The organism is Trinickia sp. (genome assembly GCF_051954495.1).
In the GTDB taxonomy this organism is placed as follows: domain Bacteria; phylum Pseudomonadota; class Gammaproteobacteria; order Burkholderiales; family Burkholderiaceae; genus Trinickia.
On sequence record NZ_JBQCHR010000147.1, the window covers coordinates 43,601 to 64,266 of the forward strand.

At 65.1% G+C, this 20,666-nt stretch carries 20 protein-coding genes and 1 tRNA gene; 11 read left to right on the top strand and 10 right to left on the bottom strand.

Going from position 1 to position 20,666, the window contains the following annotated elements:
• The first annotated feature begins 125 nt into the window (after positions 1 to 125).
• The 3 genes from ACTHNR_RS19775 (at position 126) to ACTHNR_RS19785 (ending at position 994) form a co-directional block, all read left to right on the top strand.
• The gene (locus tag ACTHNR_RS19775; protein ID WP_440549356.1) at positions 126 to 308 is read left to right on the top strand and encodes a rubredoxin; all 183 of its coding nucleotides are present in this window, start codon (positions 126 to 128) and stop codon (positions 306 to 308) included.
• 118 nt (positions 309 to 426) lie between these two features.
• Positions 427 to 501, top strand: a tRNA-Arg gene (locus ACTHNR_RS19780).
• Positions 502 to 613: 112 nt separating this feature from the next.
• Complete coding sequence (locus ACTHNR_RS19785; RefSeq protein WP_440549357.1) at positions 614 to 994, top strand: DUF5594 family protein; 381 nt, start codon at positions 614 to 616, stop codon at positions 992 to 994.
• Between the two features lie 116 nt (positions 995 to 1,110).
• Here the strand turns inward: ACTHNR_RS19785 and ACTHNR_RS19790 are convergent, their stop codons facing one another.
• Positions 1,111 to 1,287 carry a hypothetical protein gene (locus ACTHNR_RS19790; RefSeq protein WP_440549358.1) on the bottom strand — a complete coding sequence of 59 codons (177 nt, stop codon included), beginning with the start codon at positions 1,285 to 1,287 and terminating at the stop codon, positions 1,111 to 1,113.
• Between the two features lie 138 nt (positions 1,288 to 1,425).
• Between ACTHNR_RS19790 and ACTHNR_RS19795 the strand changes: the two genes are divergently transcribed.
• The 4 genes from ACTHNR_RS19795 (at position 1,426) to ACTHNR_RS19810 (ending at position 5,239) form a co-directional block, all read left to right on the top strand.
• Positions 1,426 to 2,343 carry an NAD(P)-dependent oxidoreductase gene (locus tag ACTHNR_RS19795; RefSeq protein ID WP_440549359.1) on the top strand — a complete coding sequence of 306 codons (918 nt, stop codon included), beginning with the start codon at positions 1,426 to 1,428 and terminating at the stop codon, positions 2,341 to 2,343.
• Positions 2,344 to 2,478: 135 nt separating this feature from the next.
• Entirely contained in the window at positions 2,479 to 2,988 is a 510-nt protein-coding gene (locus ACTHNR_RS19800; protein ID WP_440549360.1) for a YbhB/YbcL family Raf kinase inhibitor-like protein, read from the top strand.
• Positions 2,989 to 3,053: 65 nt separating this feature from the next.
• The gene (locus ACTHNR_RS19805) at positions 3,054 to 4,439 is read left to right on the top strand and encodes an MFS transporter (protein ID WP_440549361.1); all 1,386 of its coding nucleotides are present in this window, start codon (positions 3,054 to 3,056) and stop codon (positions 4,437 to 4,439) included.
• 209 nt (positions 4,440 to 4,648) lie between these two features.
• On the top strand, positions 4,649 to 5,239 hold the full coding sequence (locus ACTHNR_RS19810) for a hypothetical protein (protein WP_440549362.1): 591 nt from the start codon (positions 4,649 to 4,651) through the stop codon (positions 5,237 to 5,239).
• 132 nt (positions 5,240 to 5,371) lie between these two features.
• Here the strand turns inward: ACTHNR_RS19810 and ACTHNR_RS19815 are convergent, their stop codons facing one another.
• Positions 5,372 to 5,749, bottom strand: a complete 378-nt coding sequence (locus ACTHNR_RS19815) for a BON domain-containing protein (protein WP_440549363.1) — start codon at positions 5,747 to 5,749, stop codon at positions 5,372 to 5,374.
• A gap of 327 nt (positions 5,750 to 6,076) precedes the next feature.
• Here ACTHNR_RS19815 and ACTHNR_RS19820 point away from each other — a divergent pair, with 327 nt between their 5' ends.
• A complete protein-coding gene (locus ACTHNR_RS19820) occupies positions 6,077 to 7,564 on the top strand; it encodes an RNA polymerase factor sigma-54 (protein WP_440549376.1) in 1,488 nt (495 codons plus the stop codon).
• Between the two features lie 154 nt (positions 7,565 to 7,718).
• Here the strand turns inward: ACTHNR_RS19820 and otsA are convergent, their stop codons facing one another.
• From otsA to ACTHNR_RS19840, 4 genes are all read right to left on the bottom strand, one after another.
• The gene (gene otsA / locus ACTHNR_RS19825; RefSeq protein WP_440549364.1) at positions 7,719 to 9,140 is read right to left on the bottom strand and encodes an alpha,alpha-trehalose-phosphate synthase (UDP-forming); all 1,422 of its coding nucleotides are present in this window, start codon (positions 9,138 to 9,140) and stop codon (positions 7,719 to 7,721) included.
• Positions 9,141 to 9,420: 280 nt separating this feature from the next.
• Positions 9,421 to 9,642 (bottom strand): hypothetical protein, encoded by a 222-nt coding sequence (locus ACTHNR_RS19830; protein WP_440549365.1) that lies wholly within the window; start codon positions 9,640 to 9,642, stop codon positions 9,421 to 9,423.
• 410 nt (positions 9,643 to 10,052) lie between these two features.
• Positions 10,053 to 11,459, bottom strand: coding sequence for a sigma-54-dependent transcriptional regulator (locus tag ACTHNR_RS19835; protein ID WP_440549366.1), 1,407 nt, complete (start codon positions 11,457 to 11,459; stop codon positions 10,053 to 10,055).
• A 201-nt stretch (positions 11,460 to 11,660) separates the two neighbouring features.
• Positions 11,661 to 11,945, bottom strand: coding sequence for a hypothetical protein (locus ACTHNR_RS19840; protein WP_440549367.1), 285 nt, complete (start codon positions 11,943 to 11,945; stop codon positions 11,661 to 11,663).
• 286 nt (positions 11,946 to 12,231) lie between these two features.
• Here ACTHNR_RS19840 and ACTHNR_RS19845 point away from each other — a divergent pair, with 286 nt between their 5' ends.
• Positions 12,232 to 13,293: a sigma-54 interaction domain-containing protein gene (locus ACTHNR_RS19845; protein WP_440549368.1), complete on the top strand. Its 1,062-nt coding sequence runs from the start codon at positions 12,232 to 12,234 to the stop codon at positions 13,291 to 13,293.
• A 69-nt stretch (positions 13,294 to 13,362) separates the two neighbouring features.
• Here ACTHNR_RS19845 and ACTHNR_RS19850 read toward each other — a convergent pair whose 3' ends face one another.
• Entirely contained in the window at positions 13,363 to 14,712 is a 1,350-nt protein-coding gene (locus ACTHNR_RS19850) for an ABC transporter ATP-binding protein (RefSeq protein WP_440549369.1), read from the bottom strand.
• Positions 14,713 to 14,748: 36 nt separating this feature from the next.
• Positions 14,749 to 16,503, bottom strand: coding sequence for an ABC transporter permease (locus tag ACTHNR_RS19855; protein ID WP_440549370.1), 1,755 nt, complete (start codon positions 16,501 to 16,503; stop codon positions 14,749 to 14,751).
• A gap of 629 nt (positions 16,504 to 17,132) precedes the next feature.
• Here ACTHNR_RS19855 and ACTHNR_RS19860 point away from each other — a divergent pair.
• Complete coding sequence (locus ACTHNR_RS19860) at positions 17,133 to 17,399, top strand: double-stranded DNA-specific endonuclease (protein WP_440549371.1); 267 nt, start codon at positions 17,133 to 17,135, stop codon at positions 17,397 to 17,399.
• Positions 17,400 to 17,472: 73 nt separating this feature from the next.
• Here ACTHNR_RS19860 and ACTHNR_RS19865 read toward each other — a convergent pair whose 3' ends face one another.
• Together ACTHNR_RS19865 and ACTHNR_RS19870 are read right to left on the bottom strand one after the other, a co-directional pair.
• Positions 17,473 to 18,789, bottom strand: a complete 1,317-nt coding sequence (locus tag ACTHNR_RS19865) for an ATP-binding protein (RefSeq protein ID WP_440549372.1) — start codon at positions 18,787 to 18,789, stop codon at positions 17,473 to 17,475.
• Positions 18,773 to 19,495, bottom strand: a complete 723-nt coding sequence (locus ACTHNR_RS19870) for a response regulator (protein WP_440549373.1) — start codon at positions 19,493 to 19,495, stop codon at positions 18,773 to 18,775. Before ACTHNR_RS19870 ends, ACTHNR_RS19865 begins: the two co-directional genes overlap by 17 nt.
• Positions 19,496 to 19,708: 213 nt before the next feature.
• On the opposite strand from ACTHNR_RS19870, the gene ACTHNR_RS19875 reads away from it, so the two are divergent.
• The gene (locus ACTHNR_RS19875) at positions 19,709 to 20,290 is read left to right on the top strand and encodes a periplasmic heavy metal sensor (RefSeq protein ID WP_440549374.1); all 582 of its coding nucleotides are present in this window, start codon (positions 19,709 to 19,711) and stop codon (positions 20,288 to 20,290) included.
• Positions 20,291 to 20,666: the final 376 nt, after the last annotated feature.

Genomic DNA, 20,666 nt, shown 5'->3' on the forward strand with positions numbered 1-20,666 from the left:
CCATTGTACCGGCGGCGGCGGGCAAGCCGACAGGCGCTGGCCGTTCGGTACAATCGTGGGTTGCGAAGCATCGAGGCCCGGGCGCCAAGGCCGCGACTATTTACGACGAATCAGGGTAGAACGCTGTGAGCGAAGTGATCGAGTACAAAAGCTGGGTGTGTCTGATCTGCGGGTGGATCTACAACGAAGAGGAAGGCCTGCCGGACGAAGGCATTGCCCCCGGCACGCGGTTCGCCGACATTCCCGACGACTGGCGCTGCCCCTTGTGCGACGTGGGCAAGGCGGAATTCGCGGCCGTCGAGTTCTGATTCCGATCGGGTATAGGCTGGCGCGCTTGCAGCTATGCATTCGCGCCAGGGATCGCGCGGCCTTTGCTATACTCTGCGCGCGCCGGCCTATTCGGGCTCAACGCCCGGAACGCAAGTCCTCCCCGTAGTTCAATGGATAGAACAAGTGCCTCCTAAGCGCTAGATACAGGTTCGATTCCTGTCGGGGGGACCAAACATGCCGCGAGTCGGCCGAGTCGCCGCAGGCAGCGTTAGCCCTCGCGCGCGCGAGACAACCGGCCCGCCCGCGCCTCCGTGCTAGCATCGCCTGACCACGGAAGCGCCTCATGAACCCGACCATTGCCCACCGATTCGACGCCGAATTCGCCCCCCGCATTGCGCAAGCCCTCAAAGATGTCATCGGCCCGACGGCCGACATTCGGATCGAGCCCTACGGCGGTCCCGACCGCCCCACCACGCTAAAAATCTCGGCGCCGATCACCGAGCGGGCGCGTGGCGCGCGGCATCCGCTCAACGTGCATATGACCTGGGACGAATGCGAAATCGCCTCTCTCATGGAGCCGAACGGCCTCCAGCGATTCCTCCATTACCTCGAAGCGTTGCCGCGCAAGCTGGGCGCGTGGCAAACAGCGCGTGATTTCGATCTAGGCACGCGCTCTCAAGCGGAGCCGCTCGTCTTGCTGGGGAATTTAGATTTGGAAGGCTGAAAGGCTGAAAGGCGGGAAGGCGGAAAACAGCGGCGCTGCAAACGACAAGCCGATAAGCACGCCGCACGGCGCCGTCGCGCCGTCGCTGCGTCGCGCCAACGACATCGGCTACCCGATCAGTGCCGGTGGTGATGCAGCCGATCGAACCAGTGGTGCGCGTGGACCCAACGCATCAGATCGGCAAGCGGATGGTCGGTGCGATAGCGCGTCGACAGCACGAGTGCGACGCACGCAAAAAGCGCCAGGGTGAGCATCAATCCAACCGACGAATCGAACATGATGATCTCCGCCATCGCCTTCTCTTGATAACCGCATTCTAGACGTACGGCGCGCATTCGCGAATGTGCAGCGCCGCACGGCGGCCAACCAAAAAATCGCGCCGCTGCGATAATTGGGGCCCCCACCCCACCGAATCACTGTAAGGAGCCGCCGTGAGCGAGCCGACTTCCTCCCCCGCCGATGCGATTCGCCGCGTCGCGTTCATCGGCCTAGGCGTCATGGGTTACCCGATGGCCGGCCATTTGGCCAAGGCCGGTCTCGACGTCGCCGTCTATAACCGCACCCACGCGAAAGCCGAGCAATGGGTGGCCGAACACGGCGGCCGCGCCGCACGTACGCCGCGCGAGGCCGCCCAGGGCGCCGAGCTGGTGCTCGCCTGCGTCGGCAACGACGACGATCTGCGCAGCGTCACGCTTGGCGATGACGGTGCGTTCGCCGGGATGGCGAGCGGCGCGCTGTTCGCCGATCACACCACGGCGTCGGCCGGCGTGGCGCGGGAATTGGGCCAGGTGGCCGGCGAACGAGGGGTCACGTTCATCGACGCCCCTGTTTCAGGCGGCCAGGCCGGCGCGCAAAACGGCAAGCTGACCATCATGTGCGGGAGCGACGACGAACCCGCGTTCGAACGCGCCGCAGCCGTTCTGAAGCACTATGCGGTCGCGGTGACGCGCCTCGGCCCGGTCGGCGCCGGACAATTGACGAAAATGGTCAACCAGATCTGCATCGCGGGCCTAGTGCAGGGGTTGTCGGAGGCGATCTACTTCGGCGAACGAGCGGGGCTCGACATGGAGCGCGTGCTGGGGGTCATCGGCAAGGGCGCGGCGGCGAGCTGGCAAATGGACAACCGCGGCAAGACGATGATCGAAAACAAGTATGACTTCGGTTTCGCCGTCGATTGGATGCGCAAGGATCTCGGCTTCTGTCTCGAGGAAGCGAAGCGCAACGGCGCACCGCTGCCCGTCACGGCGCTCGTCGATCAGTTTTACGCCGATGTCCAAGGGCTGGGCGGCAGCCGCTTCGATACGTCCAGCCTGATCTGGCGCTTGCGCAAGCTGCGCGAGGGCAAGTAGGGCTTCGTGCCGCGATGCTGTCCGGCGCAAGTCGCCAAGCGAGCCGGAGGGCAGTGAGATACACTCGGCTCGCATGCCGCACCGCGGCACATCGTGCTGCAACCGTTGAACCCGTTAAGAAGAAGGAGGCATCCGATGGCTGAATTCAGAATCTGGTCAGACGACTTTCCCATCAACGGCTTCATGCCCAAAGCGCAGGAATGCGGCGACAAAGCGTTCGGCGTCGACGGCGACGGCGGCAACCTGTCGCCCTCGTTGCAATGGGAAGCCCCGCCCGAAGACACGAAAAGCCTGGCGCTGACCGTCTACGATCCCGACGCGCCGACAGGCAGCGGCTTTTGGCACTGGGTGGTCGTCAACATTCCGGCGGATACGCGTTCGCTTCCGCTCGGCGCGGGCAAAGCCGACGGCAGCCTGTTGCCGGCCGGCGCGGTGCAGGTGCGCAACGATTACGGCACCCAGGGCTTCGGCGGCGCGGCGCCGCCGCGCGGCGACAAGCCCCACCGCTATATCTTCCGGCTTCATGCGCTGAAGGTGGATCGCCTCCCGATCACCCCCGAAACGACGAATGCCGTCGCGCGTTTCATGACGCATCTGAACGAGATCGACTCGACCGTCTACACCGGCCTGTACGAATTGAAGTAAGCAAAGCAACTCAGTCTGCGGCGCGGGCCGTGCCCCGCCGCGCGCGCCACCCCAATTCTCCCCCGATGGAAGCAGAACAAGGCATTCCGGTCCCGCAGCGCTATTGGGCCATCGTCGTCATCGCGCTCGGGATCACGCTCGCCGTGCTCGACGGCGCAATCGCCAACGTCGCGCTGCACACGATCGCACGCGATTTGCACGCCAGCGCCGCGGCCTCGATTTGGGTCGTCAACGCGTATCAGCTCTCGATCACGATCTCGCTGCTTCCGCTCGCCTCGCTCGGCGATCGAATCGGCTATCGCCGTATCTATACGGCTGGACTGGCCCTATTCACCGTCGCCTCGCTCGGCTGCGCGCTCGCGCACTCCCTGCCGGCGCTGGCGATGGTGCGGGTGGTTCAAGGGTTCGGGGCCGCCGGCATCATGAGCGTCAATACCGCGCTCGTGCGCACGATCTATCCGGCGAACTTGCTCGGCAGAGGCGTCGCGATCAATGCGATGGTGGTCGCGGTGTCGTCGGCTGTCGGACCGACCGTCGCATCGGCCGTTCTGTCCGTGGCCTCGTGGCCGTGGCTCTTCGCGATCAACGTGCCGATCGGGCTCGTCGCCGTTTTTGGCGCCATGCGCGCGCTGCCGACGAACCCCGGACACAACACGCCGTACGATTTCCTAAGCGCCGCGATGAACGCGATCGTATTCGGCTTGCTCATCTTCACGATCGACGGCCTCGGGCACGGCGAAGCCACGCTCGGCCTGCTCGCGCAGACGCTCGGCCTGATCCTCGTCGGCTATGTGTTCGTGCGGCGCCAGCTCACGCGCACCGCGCCGCTTTTGCCGATCGATCTTTTGAAAATTCCCGTGTTCGCGCTGTCGATCGCCACATCGATCTGCTCGTTTTGCGCGCAGATGCTGGCCTACGTCTCGCTACCGTTCTTGTTTCAAAACGTGTTCGGCTTCGACCAAGTACAGACGGGGTTGCTGATCACGCCCTGGCCGTTCGCGATCGTCTTCGCCGCGCCGATCTCCGGCATCTTGTCGGATCGCTATTCGGCCGGTGTGCTAGGCGGCGTGGGACTGATCGCGCTGACGATCGGGCTCGTCCTGCTCGCAACCGTCGGCGCGCATCCGGCTCCGTTCGATATCGCTTGGCGTATGGCGCTGTGCGGTGCGGGCTTCGGGATGTTTCAATCGCCGAACAACCGGCAGATGCTGTCGGCCGCGCCGCGCGAGCGCAGCGGCGGCGCGAGCGGCATGCTCGGCACGGCTCGCCTGACCGGCCAAACGATCGGCGCGGCGCTGGTCGCGCTGATATTCGGCGTCGTTCCGGATAAAGGCCCGAGCGTTACGCTCGCCGTGGCGGCGGCTGTTGCGGGGCTCGCCTCGGCGGTCAGCTTCATGCGGCTGCGTACATCGGGCGGACGAGGCCGGATCACGGCGGAAACAGGGCGATAGAAGCACACGGCAGCAATCCGGGGCCAAAACGGCAGCGCGCAGGCGTTGGACATGCACTGGGAACAGGAACAAACCCGCAGCCGTCGCACTCGCGTCTAGAAACGGTGTCTAACTGACGGCCCGCGGCGCGTGTCGTCGCCAACCGCGCCCGGCTTCCCCGCTTTCCTCATGCGGCCTGCGTCCCACTGCCGCGCCGCCAAGGAGCCGCCATGTCGCTCATCGTCGCTGGACGTTTCACCACGTTCGCCGCGGCTGAATCCGCCGCCCGGCAATTGTTCGCACAAGGCTTCGTCGAAGAAGACGTCAGCCTGTTCTTCGTGAATCCCCGAGGGCAGCACGCGCACGCGGCCGCCGACAGCCTGCACGTCGTGCCGCATGCGCTGCGCCCGGCCGCGCACCCGGGCCGGGGCGCCGTCATAGGCTCCGTCGCGGGGGCAGTCCTGGCCGTCGCGCTATGCGCGCCACTGACCGCGTCGTTCCTCGCCACGATAACGGCGGCCGGAGTGGGCGCTTATGCCGGCGCGCTGCTGGGCGCGCTCCTGCAAGCCCGGCTGAACGCCGCGCCGCCGGTGGGCGAAGTCGTCCGTCACGCCGTGCATCATGAAACGCGTGATTCGGGCGTGCTCGTGGCCGTGCACGTGTCGCCCGAGAATCAGGCGGCCGCGGCGCAAACCCTCGACCGCGCGGGCGCGCTTGCTATAGAGCGCGCCGCGGGTCGCTGGCAACAAGGCCGTTGGGCCGACTTCGACCCGACCCAGCCCCCCATGCCGCTTGGCGAGTTCACGCATCGTCAAGCGTGACGGCAGGCTTAGGCGGCCTCCAACCGCGCAGGGGCATAACAGCCGCCAACGCGCCGCCTAGCGCGTCGTGACACGCCGCCACTCGACGGCCGCCTCTGTCGCGGCCTGTGTAGCCGCGCCGTGCGGGGATCGCTACTGTGCGCTCCCCGCCTCGCTGATCTTCAGGCGGTTCTTCACTTCGTGCACGCCGGTCACGCCCTCGGCAACCTCTTGCGCCCGCGTCTTCTCGTCGCTCGTCGGCACGCTGCCGGTCAACCAGACGATACCGCGGCGGGTCTTGACGTGAATGTGCGTCGACTTCACGTCCTTGGCCGTCATCAACGCCGCCTTCACCTTCGTCGTCACGGTCCCGTCGCTGATGTGCTGCCCCAGAGATTCGGAGCTGGCCGACGGCGCACTCGCCGCTGCGGTCGATGATGCGGTCGACGAATCCGCTGCTTGAGCCGCCGCGCCGACGTAGATGAGGGAAGCTGCAACCGCGGCGATTTTGAGTAGTGGGAGTGCTTTCACGGTTCCTCCTGCGCAAAGATGGAAGAAATTGCCGAACTCGAGCGAGTAGAACCGGGAACGGATACCGACCCGCGTTGCTGCTCGTCGCCTCGATCCTCGCAAGCGCCGTGCCGTCAGCAAAACGCGATAACGATGCTCGTGCGCCGCGCCTGCCTCAACGCAGCGCAGCATTGCGCGCCGCGCTTTTGCACAATGCCCTGTAAAAGCTGCCGCGTTCCCCGTCCGCGGCACGGTTCATGCGGCGGGTAAATCGGCCATCGGCCGCATCGCACCACGCTTGGTATGGCAGTTGCTTTAGAAGCCAAGACTATTCCACTGGACATCGATATGCCGCCCATTCTCGAACTGCGCAGCAAACAACACGTCGCTCTGACGCCGCGCCTGCAACAATCGGTGCGGCTACTACAGTTGTCGTCGCTGGAGTTCCAGCATGAACTGCGTCAAGCGCTCGACAACAATCCGTTCCTCGAATACGACGACCCTTTGATCGAGGAGGCCGAAGCAGGCGCGAACGGCGCGCAGAACCACGACGGCGCGGCGCTGGAGCCCGGCGTGGCGGTCGATACTCCGCCTGCCGCAGAGGCGGCCGATTCCTACGATGGCGCCGTCAGCACCGATACGGTCGCGGCCGGCGACGATCCGATCGGCGACTTCGGCCAGGACTGGAGCACGCGCAGCGCCTCTCGCAACAACAGCGATTCGGACGACGTCGATCCGGGCGCCTGGGCGCACGCGCAGCCGACGATGCATGAGCACCTGCACAACCTGCTTCAGTTGTACCCGCTGAACGAGCGCGATCGCGCCGCCGCCCAGATCGTGATCGAAGCGCTGGATGACGACGGTTACCTGCGCGAGCCGCTCGACGAACTTGCGGCCGCCTTCGAGGCCGATCCGCCGCTCGGCGAGGAAGAATTGCGCGTGGCGTTACGGCTCGTTCAAACGCTGGATCGCCCGGGTGTCGGTGCGCGTTCGCTTTCGGAGTGCCTGAGCTTGCAGCTCGATGCGATGGCCGCCGAGACGCCCGGCCGCGCCGCTGCCCGCGAGATCGTTACGCATCATCTCGAGCGGCTCGCGCGCAGGGAGCATGCGGAGCTGCAAAAGCAATTGGGCTGCTCGGCGGAAGAACTGCGCAAAGCATGCGCACTCGTGCGCCGGCTCGACCCGAAGCCGGGACAGTTCTACTCGCGCGCCGACGACAATTACGTGATTCCCGACGTGATCGTGCGCCGCGTGAAGGGGCGGTGGGTCGCATCGATCAACCCGGCCGTTCTACCGCGAGCGCGCATTCATCGCGTCTATGCGGAGCTATTCGCGCAATCGGGCGGCGCGGGCTCACCGCTCGGCCAGCAGCTGCAGGAAGCGCGGTGGCTGCTGCGCAACGCCGAACAGCGCTTCACGACGATCCAACGCGTGGCGCAATGCATCGTCTCCTATCAAAAGGCATTCTTCGACTACGGCGAAATCGCGCTGAAGCCGCTCGTGCTGAGCAAACTCGCCGAAGAACTCGGGCTGCACGAATCGACCGTGTCCCGCGCCTCGAGCAACAAATACATGGCGACCCCACGCGGTATCTTCGAGTTCCGACATTTCTTCCCGCGCGAACTCGCCACCGAGACGGGAGGCCGTTGCTCCGCCGCCGCCGTACGTGCCTTGATCAAGGAAATGATCGATCAGGAAGACGTGCGCAATCCGCTCTCGGATGTCGCGCTCGCCAAGATGCTGGCTCAGGAAGGCATGATCGTCGCGCGGCGCACCGTGGCGAAGTATCGCAACCTGCTGAAGGTGCCGCCCGCGCAGTTGCGCCGACAAGCGTAAGGAAGCCCGCGGATGCGGCGCGTATCCGCGCCGCATCGCTTAGTTGTACGAACGGTTTGGCCTCGATCGAATCGAATCGTCCAAAAGTAAAACGAATCGGGCCGGCTTTTCGCCGGCCCGATTGCGTTGAAGGCTCCGAACGCGGATGCGCCGATCAGGCAGCAATGTCAGCGAGCTTGACCGCCTTGCGCGTAAACGATGCGGCGGTGGTGACGTGCCGCAAATCGGCGAGGAACGCATCGCGCCACGTCGATAGGTCGTTCGCCCGCAGCAACGCCATCATGTCGGCGTGCCGTGCCTTGCGATCCTCGAGCGGCATCGATAGCGCGCGCTCAAGCGCTTCTGCCATCTGCGTCAGATCGAACGGATTGACCACCAATGCGCCGGGCAGCTGCTCCGCCGCGCCGGCGAATTGGGACAACACGAGCACGCCTGGATCTTCGGGGTCTTGCGATGCTACGTACTCCTTAGCAACGAGATTCATCCCGTCGCGCAGCGGCGTGACATAACCCACCTGAGAAAGCCGGAACAAGGCCATCAGCAGATTGCGCTCGTACTTGCGATTCAGATACTGGATCGGCGTCCAATCGAGTTGCGCGAACCGCCCGTTGATGCGGCCCGCCTCGCCTTCCAACGTTTGGCGGATGCGCTGATACGTTTGCACATCGGAGCGCGTCGGCGGCGCAATCTGCACGAGCGAGACGCGCCCCTGCCAATGCGGCGCGCCGAGCAGCAACCGCTCGAACGCCTGGAAGCGCTCGACCAGCCCCTTCGAATAATCGAGGCGGTCGACGCTCATGATGAGCCGGCGGCCGCGAGCGGATTCGCGCAATGCGCCCACGTGCTTGCGGTCGGAGAATTGTTGAGCCGCCTTCGCGATGGCGTCGGGGTAAATTCCGATCGGATACGCGCCGGCTTTCAGTACGCGTCCAAATGCGTGAATCATGCCGTCGTCGCTAGCTGAACCGAAACCGCCGCGCTCGATATAGTCGATGAACGATTGTCGATCGGCTTGCGTCTGAAAGCCCACCACATCGTAGCTGCACATCGCCTTCACGAGCTCCTCGTGAGGGGGAACGGTGCGCATCATCTCCGGCACCGGAAACGGGATATGCAGGAAGAAGCCGATGGGATTGGTGACGCCGATGTCGCGCAGCGATCGTGCGAACGGCAATAGATGGTAGTCGTGAACCCAGATGATGTCGTCGGGTTCGAGCATGGCTTTCAGTTGCTTGGCCAGCGTCGCATTGACCCGCAAATAGCCGGCATACTCCTGCCGGTCGTAGCGCGACAGATCGGTGCGGTAGTGAAACGTAGGCCAAAGGGTCGCGTTGGAAAACCCCCTGTAGTACTGATCGTAATCGCGTCGGGTCAGACCGACGGTCGCGTACGTGACGTTGCCCTGCTTATCGATGATGGGCGCGTGCGGCTCGCCCACGATTTCTCCGCTCCATCCAAACCAGACGCCCCCGGTTTCCTTCAAAGCGTCCAGCACGCCGATGGCAAGCCCCCCCGCCGCGGGGCGGCCCTCCTGCGTCGGCGCGACGCGGTTCGACACCACGATTAGTCTGCTCATTGCGGCTCCACCTCTTCGGTTGGCATTCTTGCGCGACGACCCCTCTCGCCGCTGCTCGACATTGCGCACGCAAGGGCCGTGCCTCGATTAACGTCTGGAAAATGCCGCCGGCATTCGTCTGAGAAATGCGCGCGCAAGCAACGACACCGTGCTTCGCTCCACGGCGAAGCACGCGCGCGCCATCTAGCCGATCGTTCGATCAGACGATCTCGATCGGTATCAACCCACTCGCGCGCAGGCGAATCGCGCAAGTGTCGCCCTCTAGCGGACTGGCGAGGGGCTACGCGTCCTGTTCCGAGCCAAGGTCGCGCTGATAGTCGAGCCCCTCCGCACGCGCGCCGCCCTGGTTGTGCTCGCCGTCGGGTGGCGAGCCCGGCGCGGGACGGTTTTGCGACGATGGGTCTTGCGTCGACGACGGCGACCGAGCGGGAAAACCGCCGCCGTTCTTTGCTTCGCGCTTGAGCGCATGGCGCGCGGAGCGCCGCAACGCGGGGTGTCTCATGGAACGATCTCCAGGAGCAGGCGAATGCCCGGGCAGGCAATCAACTCTAAGTCTAGGATGCCCGGCGGGCCTTCGCGCGGTAACAATTGCGTCAGATTTGTAACCGGTACACTGCAACTCTCTCTATTTTCATCAGTGCATGGGAGGTGCATCCGGTGGGGCTGGCGGGGGATCGCCGATCGGCGGCTCGGCGGGCGCGGGAGGCTCGCGCTCGGGGACCGGCCCCGGCAACGGCGGCTCCTTCGGCGGCGGGACCGGCGGATCGGGTTCGGGCGCGTGCAGACGCACCCGCTCACTCGGCAATGCGCACTTCGAGAACATGGGGGACGTACCTCGTCGAGCAACGAACACTAGCCGTGTCGACGAGCAAGTCCTTTGCCAGGCGGCGCGCGACCCGCGCGCCGTCGCCTTCATCTTCCGGCCGTGGCCTCGCCCGTTTCGCCGGCCGGATCACCCTCGCCGGCAGCCGATTTGGCGTCCTCGCCGTACTCGACGAGCCGGTTGTAGAGCGTTTTGAGGCTGATGCCGAGAATTTCAGCCGCGCGCGTTTTGACGCCGCCGCACTGTTCGAGCGTCGCCAAAATCAGCTGGCGATCGGCCATCGCCAGCGACGTACCGAACGGAATCGTCACCGCGGTGCCCGTGGAGGGTTTCGAGAGCGAAATCTGCAGCGGCACGGCGGCCGTGCTGTCCGCATCGGGGCCCGCCATGATGAATGCCCGCTGCACGTAGTTCTTCAGTTCGCGCACATTCCCCGGCCACGGATACGACAACATCATGTCCTTCACGGCCGGCGGAAATTGCTTGCGCGAACCATGGCGATCGTTGAGTTCGTCGAGAAACGCTTGAGCGAGCAGCCACACGTCGTTGCCTCGCTCGCGCAGCGGCGGCAGGCTGATCGGAAAAACGTTGAGCCGATGATAGAGATCGAGCCGCAGCTTGCCTTCGAGCACAGCTTCCTCGGGGTCGCGATTCGTGGCCGCGATCACGCGAACGTCGGTCTCGATCTCCTTGGTCGTCCCGACTCGCATAAACATGCCTGTCTCGAGCACACGCAGGAATTTCACCTGCAGTTCGGCGGGCATTTCCGTGATTTCGTCGAGAAAGATCGTGCCGCCGCTTGCGCGTTCGAAGTAGCCTTTGTGCTGGCGGTCGGCGCCCGTAAACGAGCCGCGCTCGTGCCCGAACATTTCCGACTCGATCAAGTTCGGCGAAATCGCGCCGCAGTTCACGGCTAGAAACGCATGTTTTCGGCGCAGGCTCAATTCGTGGATCGTCTGCGCGGCGACCTCCTTGCCGGTGCCCGACTCGCCGACGAGCAGCACCGACGCCGCCGTGGGCGCGACGCGCCCGATTTGGTCATACACCGATTGCATCGCCGCCGAATTGCCGAGCATGAGGCCGAAGCGGCCCATGCGACGCAATTCGCCGCGCAGCGTGCCAATCTGCGCCTTGAGATCGCCGGCGCGCGGCAAGCGGTCCAAGACGGCCTTGACGCGCTGCATATTGATGGGCTTGACGAGGTAGTCCGACGCGCCCATCTTGAGCGCCGTCACAGCGGACTCGACGGTCGCGTGCCCCGTGATGACGACGATCTCCACCCCCGAGCGCGGGTCGAGATCCTCGAAAAGATCGACCCCGCTGCCGTCCGGCAATTGCAGATCCGTGAACACGACGTCGGGCGTTTGTCGCACGAGCTGAATGCGAGCCTCGCGCAAATCGCCGGCCGTCGCCGTCGTCAAGCCGTCCGCGGCAATGATCGATACGAGGGCTTCGCGCGTTTCCGGGTCGTCGTCGACTATCAGCACATGTGGCATCTGGGTTCGTTGGGTCCAAGTTAGATAGAAGTGAATAAAAGGCGGGCCGGCGCGTTGCCGTGCAAACGCCGCCTGCCCGCGTCGTTCGTCGCGCTATATTTTGCCTAGACGCGACGTTCGAGGCGAGCAATTGTGCACACCCGATCGAAAATAGGCGCCGCACGCCGGCGACGCCCGCCACAGGACAGCGTTCGAGCAGCGTCAGGCGTGCCCGTGAGGAAAAATCCACGCGTCGCGCGTGCCGCCGACGGCCTCGGCGCCCGCGCGGCCCGCTCCGTTGGGAGCGACATCGCGCCCCGGACCCGCGGCGGACAACGACGGCGCAGGCGCCGCGGCGCTGACCACCGCGCCGCCCTCGCCCTCCCACCGGCTCAATTCGCCTGCCAGCCGGGCCTGCGACGCACGATGCTTCTGCGCCCAGCGCCAGGCGATCATGCCGCCGACCGCGACCAACGCGCCAAACATGCCGATCTTGGGACGTGCCATCTGATCCCCCTTAGCATTTGCTCGGTTTATTGACGAACGCAACGTAAAGCGGCGTTCGCACGTCGCCCGGATCACTTTCCGATCGATCCAGGCTCGCCGAGTTCCGCTCACCGTCGAATTCCATGTGCCGCAGTTTTCGTGCCAGGGTTTTGGATGCGATGCGGCTGCGTCGGGCGGGCTTTGCGTGGTTAAATACTCTTTTGGAACTAGCTACGCGCGTTGGCGCCGAAGGAAGGAAGCACTTACCTTTTCGCGGCGCGACCGCGCCCTACGGACAGCAATCATAATGGCCGAGTCAACCGATCTCGAAACTGCGGCCGCACCGCCCGAACAGGGCGCTGCGGCACGATTCGCGAAAAACCTTGTGCGTGACGCGGCCGGGCTCGAATCGTATGGCATGCTCTACGGCTCGTCCCCGTCGATGCTCGAGCTGTACGAGCAAATCGAGCGCGTCGCCGCAACGGACGCGACAGTGCTGGTGGTCGGAGAATCCGGCACCGGCAAGGAACTTGTCGCGCGCACGATCCACGATCGCAGCGCGCGCAAGGACGGCCCGTTCGTGGCCGTCAACTGCGGAGCGATTCCCGACACGCTCATCGAAGCCGAACTGTTCGGCCACGAACGCGGCAGCTTCACGGGCGCCGTGCAAGGCCGCGCAGGCTACTTCGAGCACGCCAACGGCGGCACCCTCTTTCTGGACGAAGTGACGGAGATGATGCCCGTGCGGCAGGTGAAGTTGCTGCGCGCGCTCGAAACCGGCACGTTCTATCGCGTCGGCGGCACCGAACTCTTGCGCAGCGACGTGCGCGTGATTGCCGCGACGAACCGCGACCCGATGGTCGCCGTCAAGGAAAACGGTCTACGCGAGGATCTGATGTACCGGCTCGCGGTGTTTCCGTTGCGCGCGCCGCCCCTGCGCGAGCGGGAGAGCGATCGAGAACTGCTGGCGCAGCACTTTCTGAGCGAACTCAACGCGCAAGAAGGCACGAATAAAACCTTCAGCAAACGCGCGAAGGAAACGTTGCGCACGTATTCGTGGCCCGGCAACGTCCGCGAGTTGAAGAACAGCGTCTATCGCGCCTTCATCCTCGCCGAAAAATCGGTCGAGATCGAGCATCCCCGCCTCGCCGCGCGTGCGAAGAAAGCCATCACGCAAGGCGACGCGATGAGCATATGGGTCGGGACGCCCCTGGCCGAAGCGCAGCGGCAGATCATCTTGGGAACGCTGAAGTATTGCGGCGGCGATAAGCGGCGAGCGGCGAAGGCGCTAGGCGTGAGCCTGAAGACGCTCTACAACCGCCTCGGCGCGTATGAGGAAGAGGACGAAAGCACGGCGCCGGACGCTTGAAAACGAGCGCGCCGCCCGCGCCCGGTCGGGCGGCGGGCGGCGCGTTTTCCGTTCTCGAGCGGTTGGGAATTAGGACTCGACGTCCTCGAGACTGAAGATTTCCGTCTGGTCGTTGTACGAGAAGATCTCGCCGTAACGGCCCCAGTTGATGACGGCGTCGAGCGTCTCTTCGGCCGCGCTGTCGGACAAGAAGTCCTCCAGTTCCTGCTCGAAGCGCACGCGCGGCGCGCGGTGCCCAGGTCGCTCGTTGAGCACCTTCTTGATTCGCGCGGCCAGCGGCACATGGCGCAGCAGGTGTTCGGCGAACATCATCTTGCGCTCCTGCGTCCCGAATTCGGCGAACACGCGCGCGGGCGGCGTGAGAAAGATGTCGCCCTCGCGCACGTCGGCGAAACCGAGGTGCTGCAGCACTTCCGCGATCGGGAAGAGATCGTCCACCTCCAGGTGCAGCGAGCGCGCGATTTCCGGCATGTCGGCGCGGCCGTGATACGGGGGCGCTGCAAGCGTTTCGATGAGACCGGCCATCAAGTTCGTCGACACGCTCGGCAGCCAACTGCCGAGTTCGAGGCCCTTCTTCGTCGCTTCGTCCGTGCGGCGGGCCGTCATCTTCGCGTAGATATCGTCGACAAGACGCCGGAATGCCGGATCGAGCCGGTTGCGCGGATGAGCGAACGGTACCTTGATTTCAGCCAGCACGCGCCCGGGATTGGACGCGAGCACGAGGATGCGGTCGCACATGAACACCGCTTCCTCGATGTTGTGCGTGACGATCAGCACCGATTTGATCGGCATGCGCCGCTGCGTCCAGAGATCGAGCAAGTCGGTGCGCAGCGTTTCCGCCGTCAACACATCGAGCGCAGAGAACGGTTCGTCCATGAGCAGCAGCGTCGGATCGACGACGAGCGCCCGTGCGAAGCCCACGCGCTGACGCATGCCGCCCGAGAGCTCGCGCGGATAGGCGTTCTCGAAGCCGTCCAGCCCGATCAGATCGATCGCGGCCAGCGCGCGCTCGCGGCGCTCGCGCGCACCCACGCCCTGCGCCTCGAGCCCCGCCTCGACGTTCTGCAACACCGTGAGCCACGGGAACAGCGCGAACGTCTGGAACACCATCGCCACGCCTTCGGCCGGGCCGGACAGCGGCTCGCCCATGTAACGTACGTCGCCGGCGGTCGGTTCGATGAGACCGGCGATGATGCGCAGCAGCGTGGATTTGCCGGAGCCCGAACGCCCGAGCAAGCCGACGATCTCGCCTTCGCGCAGCGACAGGTTCACGTCGTCGAGTACGAGCAGTTCGCCTTGCGCCTTGGAGAAACCGCGGCGCACGCCTTTGACGTTGAGGACTTCCTCGCCCAGGCGCGGCCCGACCGGCGCCGTGCCGGCGAACGACGCGGCGCTTAGTTCAGCTTTGGGATTATGCATTGCGCTTCACTCTTGAATGGGGCACTCGATCGGCGGTCAGTCGAGCCGCAGCTTCGCTTCCGCATAGGCATACAACGGGCGCCAAAGCAGACGGTTGAACAACGTCACGAACAGCGACATGACCGCGATGCCGAGAATGATCTTCGGGAAATCGCCCGCGGCCGTATATTCGGCAATGTACGCGCCAAGGCCATGGGCGGCGACTTTCGTATCGCCCCACTGCACGAACTCGGCGACGATGCTCGCGTTCCAGGCGCCCCCCGACGCGGTGATCGCGCCCGTCACGTAGTAAGGGAAGATGCCCGGCAGCATCGCCTGGCGCCACCATTGCCAGCCGCGAATCCGAAAATTGGTCGCCGCCTCGCGATAGTCGTTCGGGTAGGCCATCGTGCCCGCAATGACGTTGAACAGGATATACCACTGGGTCCCCAGCACGATCAGCGGCGACAGCCAGATATCGGCGTTCAAATGGAACCGGACGATGACGATGACGAACACCGGAAACAGCAGGTTCGCGGGAAAGGCGGCGAGAAACTGTGCGATCGGCTGAACTTTCTCGGCGATCGCCGGCTTCAGCCCGATCTTCACGCCCAACGGCACCCAGATCAGCGACGAGATCGCGATCAGGATCACGACGCGCGCAAGCGTAAGGAAACCCAGGCCGAAGACATGGCCGACCTCGGCGCCCGTCACGCCCGTGCGCACATAGGCGAAGACGCGCCATACGACGAACACCGTGGCGCCCAACACGAGCACGGCCCAGACGATGTCGCCCGTACGCGAGCGCTTGTCCGCGCGCGTCAAGCGGGCGAACGACGCCGTATCGATACGCGGGATCTTCAAGGGCAGGCGCGCGAGCTTGGCGAACATCCAGCCAGCCGGCACGAGCAGCAGATGAATCAAGCGCGTACGGCGCACGAGGTCGAGCAGCCACGATTCCGGCGCATCGCCCGAACTCGTCGTCTCCATGCGGAACTTGTCCGCCCAGGCGACGAGCGGGCGGAACATCAGTTGATCGTAGGCCAGGATGACGATGCTCATCGTGACGATCACCCAGCCGATCGCACCGAGGTTCTTGACGGCGATCGCTTGCGAGAGATAGGCGCCGATGCCCGGCAGCGTGATGGTGTTGTTGCCGACGGTGATTGCTTCCGATGCCACGACGAAGAACCAGCCGCCCGACATCGACATCATCATGTTCCAGATGAGGCCCGGCATCGAGAACGGCACCTCGAGCTTCCAGAAGCGCTGCCACGCGGTCAGATGAAAGCCGCGCGAGACTTCGTCCAAATCGCGCGGCACCGTGCGCAGCGACTGGTAGAAGCTGAACGTCATGTTCCACGCCTGGCTCGTGAAGATGGCGAAGATCGCCGCGAGCTCCGCCCCGAGCACGCGGGCCGGGAAGAGCGCCAGAAAGAACGTGACCGTGAAGGAGATATAGCCGAGCACGGGCACCGATTGCAGGATGTCGAGAATCGGCACGAGCACCATGCCCGCTCGGCGGCTCTTGGCGGCCAGCGTGCCGTAGACGAGCGTGAACACGAACGACGCGACGATCGCCGCCAGCATGCGCAGCGTCGTGCGCAGCGCATATTCCGGCAGCATGGCGGGGTTCAGGGAAATGACTTGAGTCTTGAGCGTCGAAATGGGCGCCATCGTCTGGTGAAAGCCGATCGCGGCCATCGCGATGGCGCAGATGATGAGCGGGAATGCGACGAAATCCCAGCGGTTCGGCGCAAGCCGCCACGCCGACGCATTGGCGGTACGGTTCAGGTTGAAGCCGAAGTCCATCAGGCCCCCTTCACGCCGCGCGGCGGGCGAGGAACGGCCGCGAACGGCGCCCTGGCCGCGGCAAGGCGGCTAGCGGTCCGACGGTGAGCGTTTGCGCGCGCGCGCGGGGCGGCGAAACGATCCGAGACACGGAATACGAGCATGAGGAGCGTAGGGTTGCGGTGATGCGATTAAGCGCGAATCGTCGACTGCAAAGCCTCGGGGCTTGGCCGTCGCCTGTCGCTGCCTGTTCTTTTGACCGGCACGACACTACTACAACCTATGTTTCAGGCACAACCGCGCCGGCCACAAAATCTGCGCCTCGCCGCTCGACGGTGTCGCCGAGCCCAGCGCCAGCCGCGCCGGAGTCGAGCCCGGCAGCGCGGCACGGGCCTCTCTCACGCCATCAAATTGCATGAGCGGCAATATTTCGCGGAAAACGCGCGCCAGCACGCTCGGCGTTGCTAGAAACGTTCGGCGGCAGTGCGCCGACACGAGATTATGCCGTGAAAGCGGCCGCCCCCGGGAACCGCTGCGCCGCGCGAAGTCCGATACGTCGAAAAATCAGCGAACAAACGGTACATCGGCGAGACCGGGTATCATCGGTTTCTCGTGGCGAGTGAACTTACCGATCTACCGGGAGACACCCAATGAAAGGAAATCTGGTCATCGTTTGTCGCGACCAGGATGCGACCGCCTTCGACGATCTCATGGCCGAGTACGGCGCGTTTCAGACCAGGCTGTCGTCCACCGCTTGGTATCTCAAACTCGACAGCCAGCCGGAGGACATCCAAGAAGAGATCCTCGCGCGGCTCGGCAGGTACACCACGCACTACATTTTCGAGGCGACCAGCGTCACCTATAACACGGTCGACAGCGATGCCGCCGCCGCGCTCGATTCGCTTTTCGCCGAATAAGGCCTGACCGATAGCGCCGATGATTCGCCCAAGGCCGCGTCGGGCGCCAGCCGCCAGCCGGCATTGCCGTGCGCTACCAGGCGCTCTCCGATTGAGGCGTGGCCCGTGAAGCGGCGGTGAACGGAAACGTCATCGTCACGCACAGGCCGCGCCCTTGCGCGTTGCCGATTTCGCAGGCGCCGCCCAGCCGCCGCACGAGCCGCTCGACGATCGCAAGGCCCAAGCCGCTGTGGCCATTGCCCCCGCGGGCGGGATCGAGCCGCACGAACGGCCGGCTCGCGTTGGCGAGATCTTGCTGCGAGATGCCGTGGCCGTGGTCGCATACCGACAGTTCCCAGCCGGTATGCGTCCGGGCCGTCGCGATCACGATCGGCGGCGCCCCATAGGCATGCGCGTTGTCGAGCAGGTTCGAGAGGATCCGTTCGAGCGTCGCGGTCGGCAGGCGAAAACCCATCCCTGCCGCCAGTTCTGTCTTGACGGTCGGATTGCCCGGGGCGACGGCGCGGTACGTGCGCGCGATGCGCTCGCACTGCGCGTCGACCTCGACCGGCTCGCTGCGATCGGTTCCGTCGTGCGCGAATACGAGGAACTGGTCGACGATGTGCGTGAGCGAATCGACGTCGCGTACGACGCCGTCGCGCATCTTGGGTTCGTCCATCATCTCGGCGCGCAGGCGCAGCCGCGCGAGCGGCGTCTTCAAATCGTGCGCGACGCCGGCGAGCATGACCGCCCGGTCCTGTTCCGTGCGCGACACCTCGCGCACCATCTGGTTGAAGCCGTGCGTGAGCGCGCGCAGCTCGCGCGGACCGCGTTCGGCCAGCGGCGGGACGGGATGCCCGCGGCCGAAACGGGTGACCGCTTGAGCGAGCGCCCTGATCGGCTGCTGCAGGCGCCAGGCGACGAACAGCGCGCACATGACCGCCACCGTGAAGATGATGCCGAGCCAGGCGAGCATTTGGTCTCGCGGACGCGGCGGATGCAGCGAAAGCATCGGCACGACGATCCAGTCATGGTCGGCCGCCTCGTGCACCCAAAGAATCGGCGGACGCCCCGGCGTACCGATCCGCACGAGCGAGCCCGGCGGCAGCCGATCGCGCAATTGCTCGACAAAACGCTGGATCGGCTCGGGCAGCGGTTGATCGGCGGGCGGCACCTCGGGGCTCGCCGGATCGACGAGGCGCACGCGAGAGGGCAACGGCACCGACGGCGTGCGGGCGACGTGCTGACGCACGGCGTCGATCAGAAACGCGGCTTCCTCGACCGCATAGCGCGCCTGTGACTGGCTGCGCTCGACCCGTATCAATACGAACCAGGCGAAGTGCGAGATCAGCAGGACGGCGACGACGAGCAGCGCGAGCCTGCCGAATAGCGAATCAATTGGGCGACGCATCGGGGTCCCCGTTGGGGACGAACACGTAACCGCGGCCCCGCACGGTTTGAATGAAGCGCGGCGTGGACGGATCCGATTCGAGGATGCGCCGCAGCCGCCAGACTTGCACGTCGATGCCGCGATCGGTGCCGTCGTACTCGGGCCCGTGCAGCAGCTCGAGCAGCCGCTCGCGCGTGAGCGTGCGCATCGGATGATTCACGAAAATCTTCAGCAGGGCGAATTCGCTGCCCGACAGCGTGAGCGGACGGCCCTCTTGATTGAGCGTGCGCGACTGGAAATCCAGATGGAAGCGGCCGAAAGCGAACGGTTCGCGCTGCTCCGGCGCCGCCGACGGGATCGTGCGGCGCCTGCGCAGCACGGCTTGCACGCGCGCGAGCAGCTCGCGCGGATTGAAAGGCTTGCCGAGGTAGTCGTCCGCGCCCAGTTCCAGGCCGACGATGCGATCGACGTCGTCGGCGCGCGCCGTCAGCATGATCACGGGGATGTCGTCGCCCGTCGCGCGCAGCTTGCGCAGCGCCGTAAGCCCATCCACGCCCGGCATCATCAGATCGAGCACGATGAGATCCGGCCGCTCGCGTTCGAGCCGGCGCTCGAGCGAAGCGGCGTCGTGCAGCACCGATACCTCGATGCCCTGACGGACGAGATAGTCGCGCAGCAGATCGCGCAGTTCGGCGTCGTCGTCGACGACAAGAATTTGTGTAGGCATGGAACGAAGTTTAACGCCAGCCGCTCGCGAAACGATGGGTGAGCGCACCTGAAGGGTTACCGGACGTTACGGCGAAAGCTATCCGTAATGCATCGTAACGGCTGGCTCCGAGTGCGTAACACGTTCGATCGGCGCGGTCGCTACCTTGGTCGAACCGGCGGCGAGTTCGACAAACGAGCTCACCGTCGCTTTCGATCAAGGGAGTACATTCTGATGAACGCTTTATCTCGCACCTCTCGCGCCTCTCGCAACCCGCTTCGACTGCTGGCCGCCACCGCCGCCGCGCTGACCCTCTCGCTCGGCGCCTACGCGGCCGGCGTGCAGGGGTCTGGGCCCGCGCTGGACGGCGGCCCCGGCGCCGCCTGGCATCATCACGGCGGTTTCATGATGGAGAAGCAACTGGCCGATCTGCACGCACGGCTCAAGCTCACGCCGGATCAGGACAAGCTGTGGCAAGCCGCGCTCGATACGACCCAGCGCGACCGAGCCGCCGAGCGGGCCGAGCGTGAAAAGATGCACGCGCAACTAAAAACGATGATGCAACAGCCGATCATCGATATGAACGCGCTGCATTCGGCCCATATGCAGTCGCAACAAGACGGCGCCCGGCTGCGCGACGAGACGGCGACGGCATGGCTTGCGGCCTACAACGCGCTGAACGACCAGCAAAAGACGATGGTGAGCGACACGTTCAAACAGCATTTCGCAAAGATGGAGTCCATGCGCGAACGCATGCATGAGCGCTGGCAGAAACGGCACGACGGAGCCACGGACGCCGCGCCCGTAAAGCAATAAGCCGCTTCACTGCCTCGTTCCCCCTCCCACCTCCCGCCGACGATCGTATCGCCCGCCCAGCGCGGCGATGCGACGGCCGCTCTCGACGCCGCGCGCCCTTGTGCCGCGGCGTTTTCACGCCTTGGCGGGCGAGCGCTCGCGCTTGATCGTCGGCGCTTCGATCCCCTTACCCGGCCTGCGATTCGCCCGATGAATCGAACGGGCCCGCGCGCCGATGGCGACGCCGCTTTTGCTTCCCCGGGTTCGCCGCACTAGCGCCGACCGCCCGTTCGGTTAAAATACCGCGCTTTTCGCGTGTGGACCGCCTGGGCCGCGCGCGGGCACTCGGTAAAAACGCGCCGCGAGGCGCTGCGAGGGCGGCCTGGTCCCGTTCTCG

Coding starts and splice junctions, on each gene's coding strand:
- ACTHNR_RS19785 (WP_440549357.1), top strand. CDS start 614: ATGAACCCGACCATTGCCCACCGATTCGACGCCGAATTCGCCCCCCGC.
- ACTHNR_RS19790 (WP_440549358.1), bottom strand. CDS start 1,287: ATGGCGGAGATCATCATGTTCGATTCGTCGGTTGGATTGATGCTCACC.
- ACTHNR_RS19800 (WP_440549360.1), top strand. CDS start 2,479: ATGGCTGAATTCAGAATCTGGTCAGACGACTTTCCCATCAACGGCTTC.
- ACTHNR_RS19805 (WP_440549361.1), top strand. CDS start 3,054: ATGGAAGCAGAACAAGGCATTCCGGTCCCGCAGCGCTATTGGGCCATC.
- ACTHNR_RS19810 (WP_440549362.1), top strand. CDS start 4,649: ATGTCGCTCATCGTCGCTGGACGTTTCACCACGTTCGCCGCGGCTGAA.
- ACTHNR_RS19820 (WP_440549376.1), top strand. CDS start 6,077: ATGCCGCCCATTCTCGAACTGCGCAGCAAACAACACGTCGCTCTGACG.
- otsA (WP_440549364.1), bottom strand. CDS start 9,140: ATGAGCAGACTAATCGTGGTGTCGAACCGCGTCGCGCCGACGCAGGAG.
- ACTHNR_RS19830 (WP_440549365.1), bottom strand. CDS start 9,642: ATGAGACACCCCGCGTTGCGGCGCTCCGCGCGCCATGCGCTCAAGCGC.
- ACTHNR_RS19835 (WP_440549366.1), bottom strand. CDS start 11,459: ATGCCACATGTGCTGATAGTCGACGACGACCCGGAAACGCGCGAAGCC.
- ACTHNR_RS19840 (WP_440549367.1), bottom strand. CDS start 11,945: ATGGCACGTCCCAAGATCGGCATGTTTGGCGCGTTGGTCGCGGTCGGC.
- ACTHNR_RS19845 (WP_440549368.1), top strand. CDS start 12,232: ATGGCCGAGTCAACCGATCTCGAAACTGCGGCCGCACCGCCCGAACAG.
- ACTHNR_RS19850 (WP_440549369.1), bottom strand. CDS start 14,712: ATGCATAATCCCAAAGCTGAACTAAGCGCCGCGTCGTTCGCCGGCACG.
- ACTHNR_RS19855 (WP_440549370.1), bottom strand. CDS start 16,503: ATGGACTTCGGCTTCAACCTGAACCGTACCGCCAATGCGTCGGCGTGG.
- ACTHNR_RS19860 (WP_440549371.1), top strand. CDS start 17,133: ATGAAAGGAAATCTGGTCATCGTTTGTCGCGACCAGGATGCGACCGCC.
- ACTHNR_RS19865 (WP_440549372.1), bottom strand. CDS start 18,789: ATGCGTCGCCCAATTGATTCGCTATTCGGCAGGCTCGCGCTGCTCGTC.
- ACTHNR_RS19870 (WP_440549373.1), bottom strand. CDS start 19,495: ATGCCTACACAAATTCTTGTCGTCGACGACGACGCCGAACTGCGCGAT.
- ACTHNR_RS19875 (WP_440549374.1), top strand. CDS start 19,709: ATGAACGCTTTATCTCGCACCTCTCGCGCCTCTCGCAACCCGCTTCGA.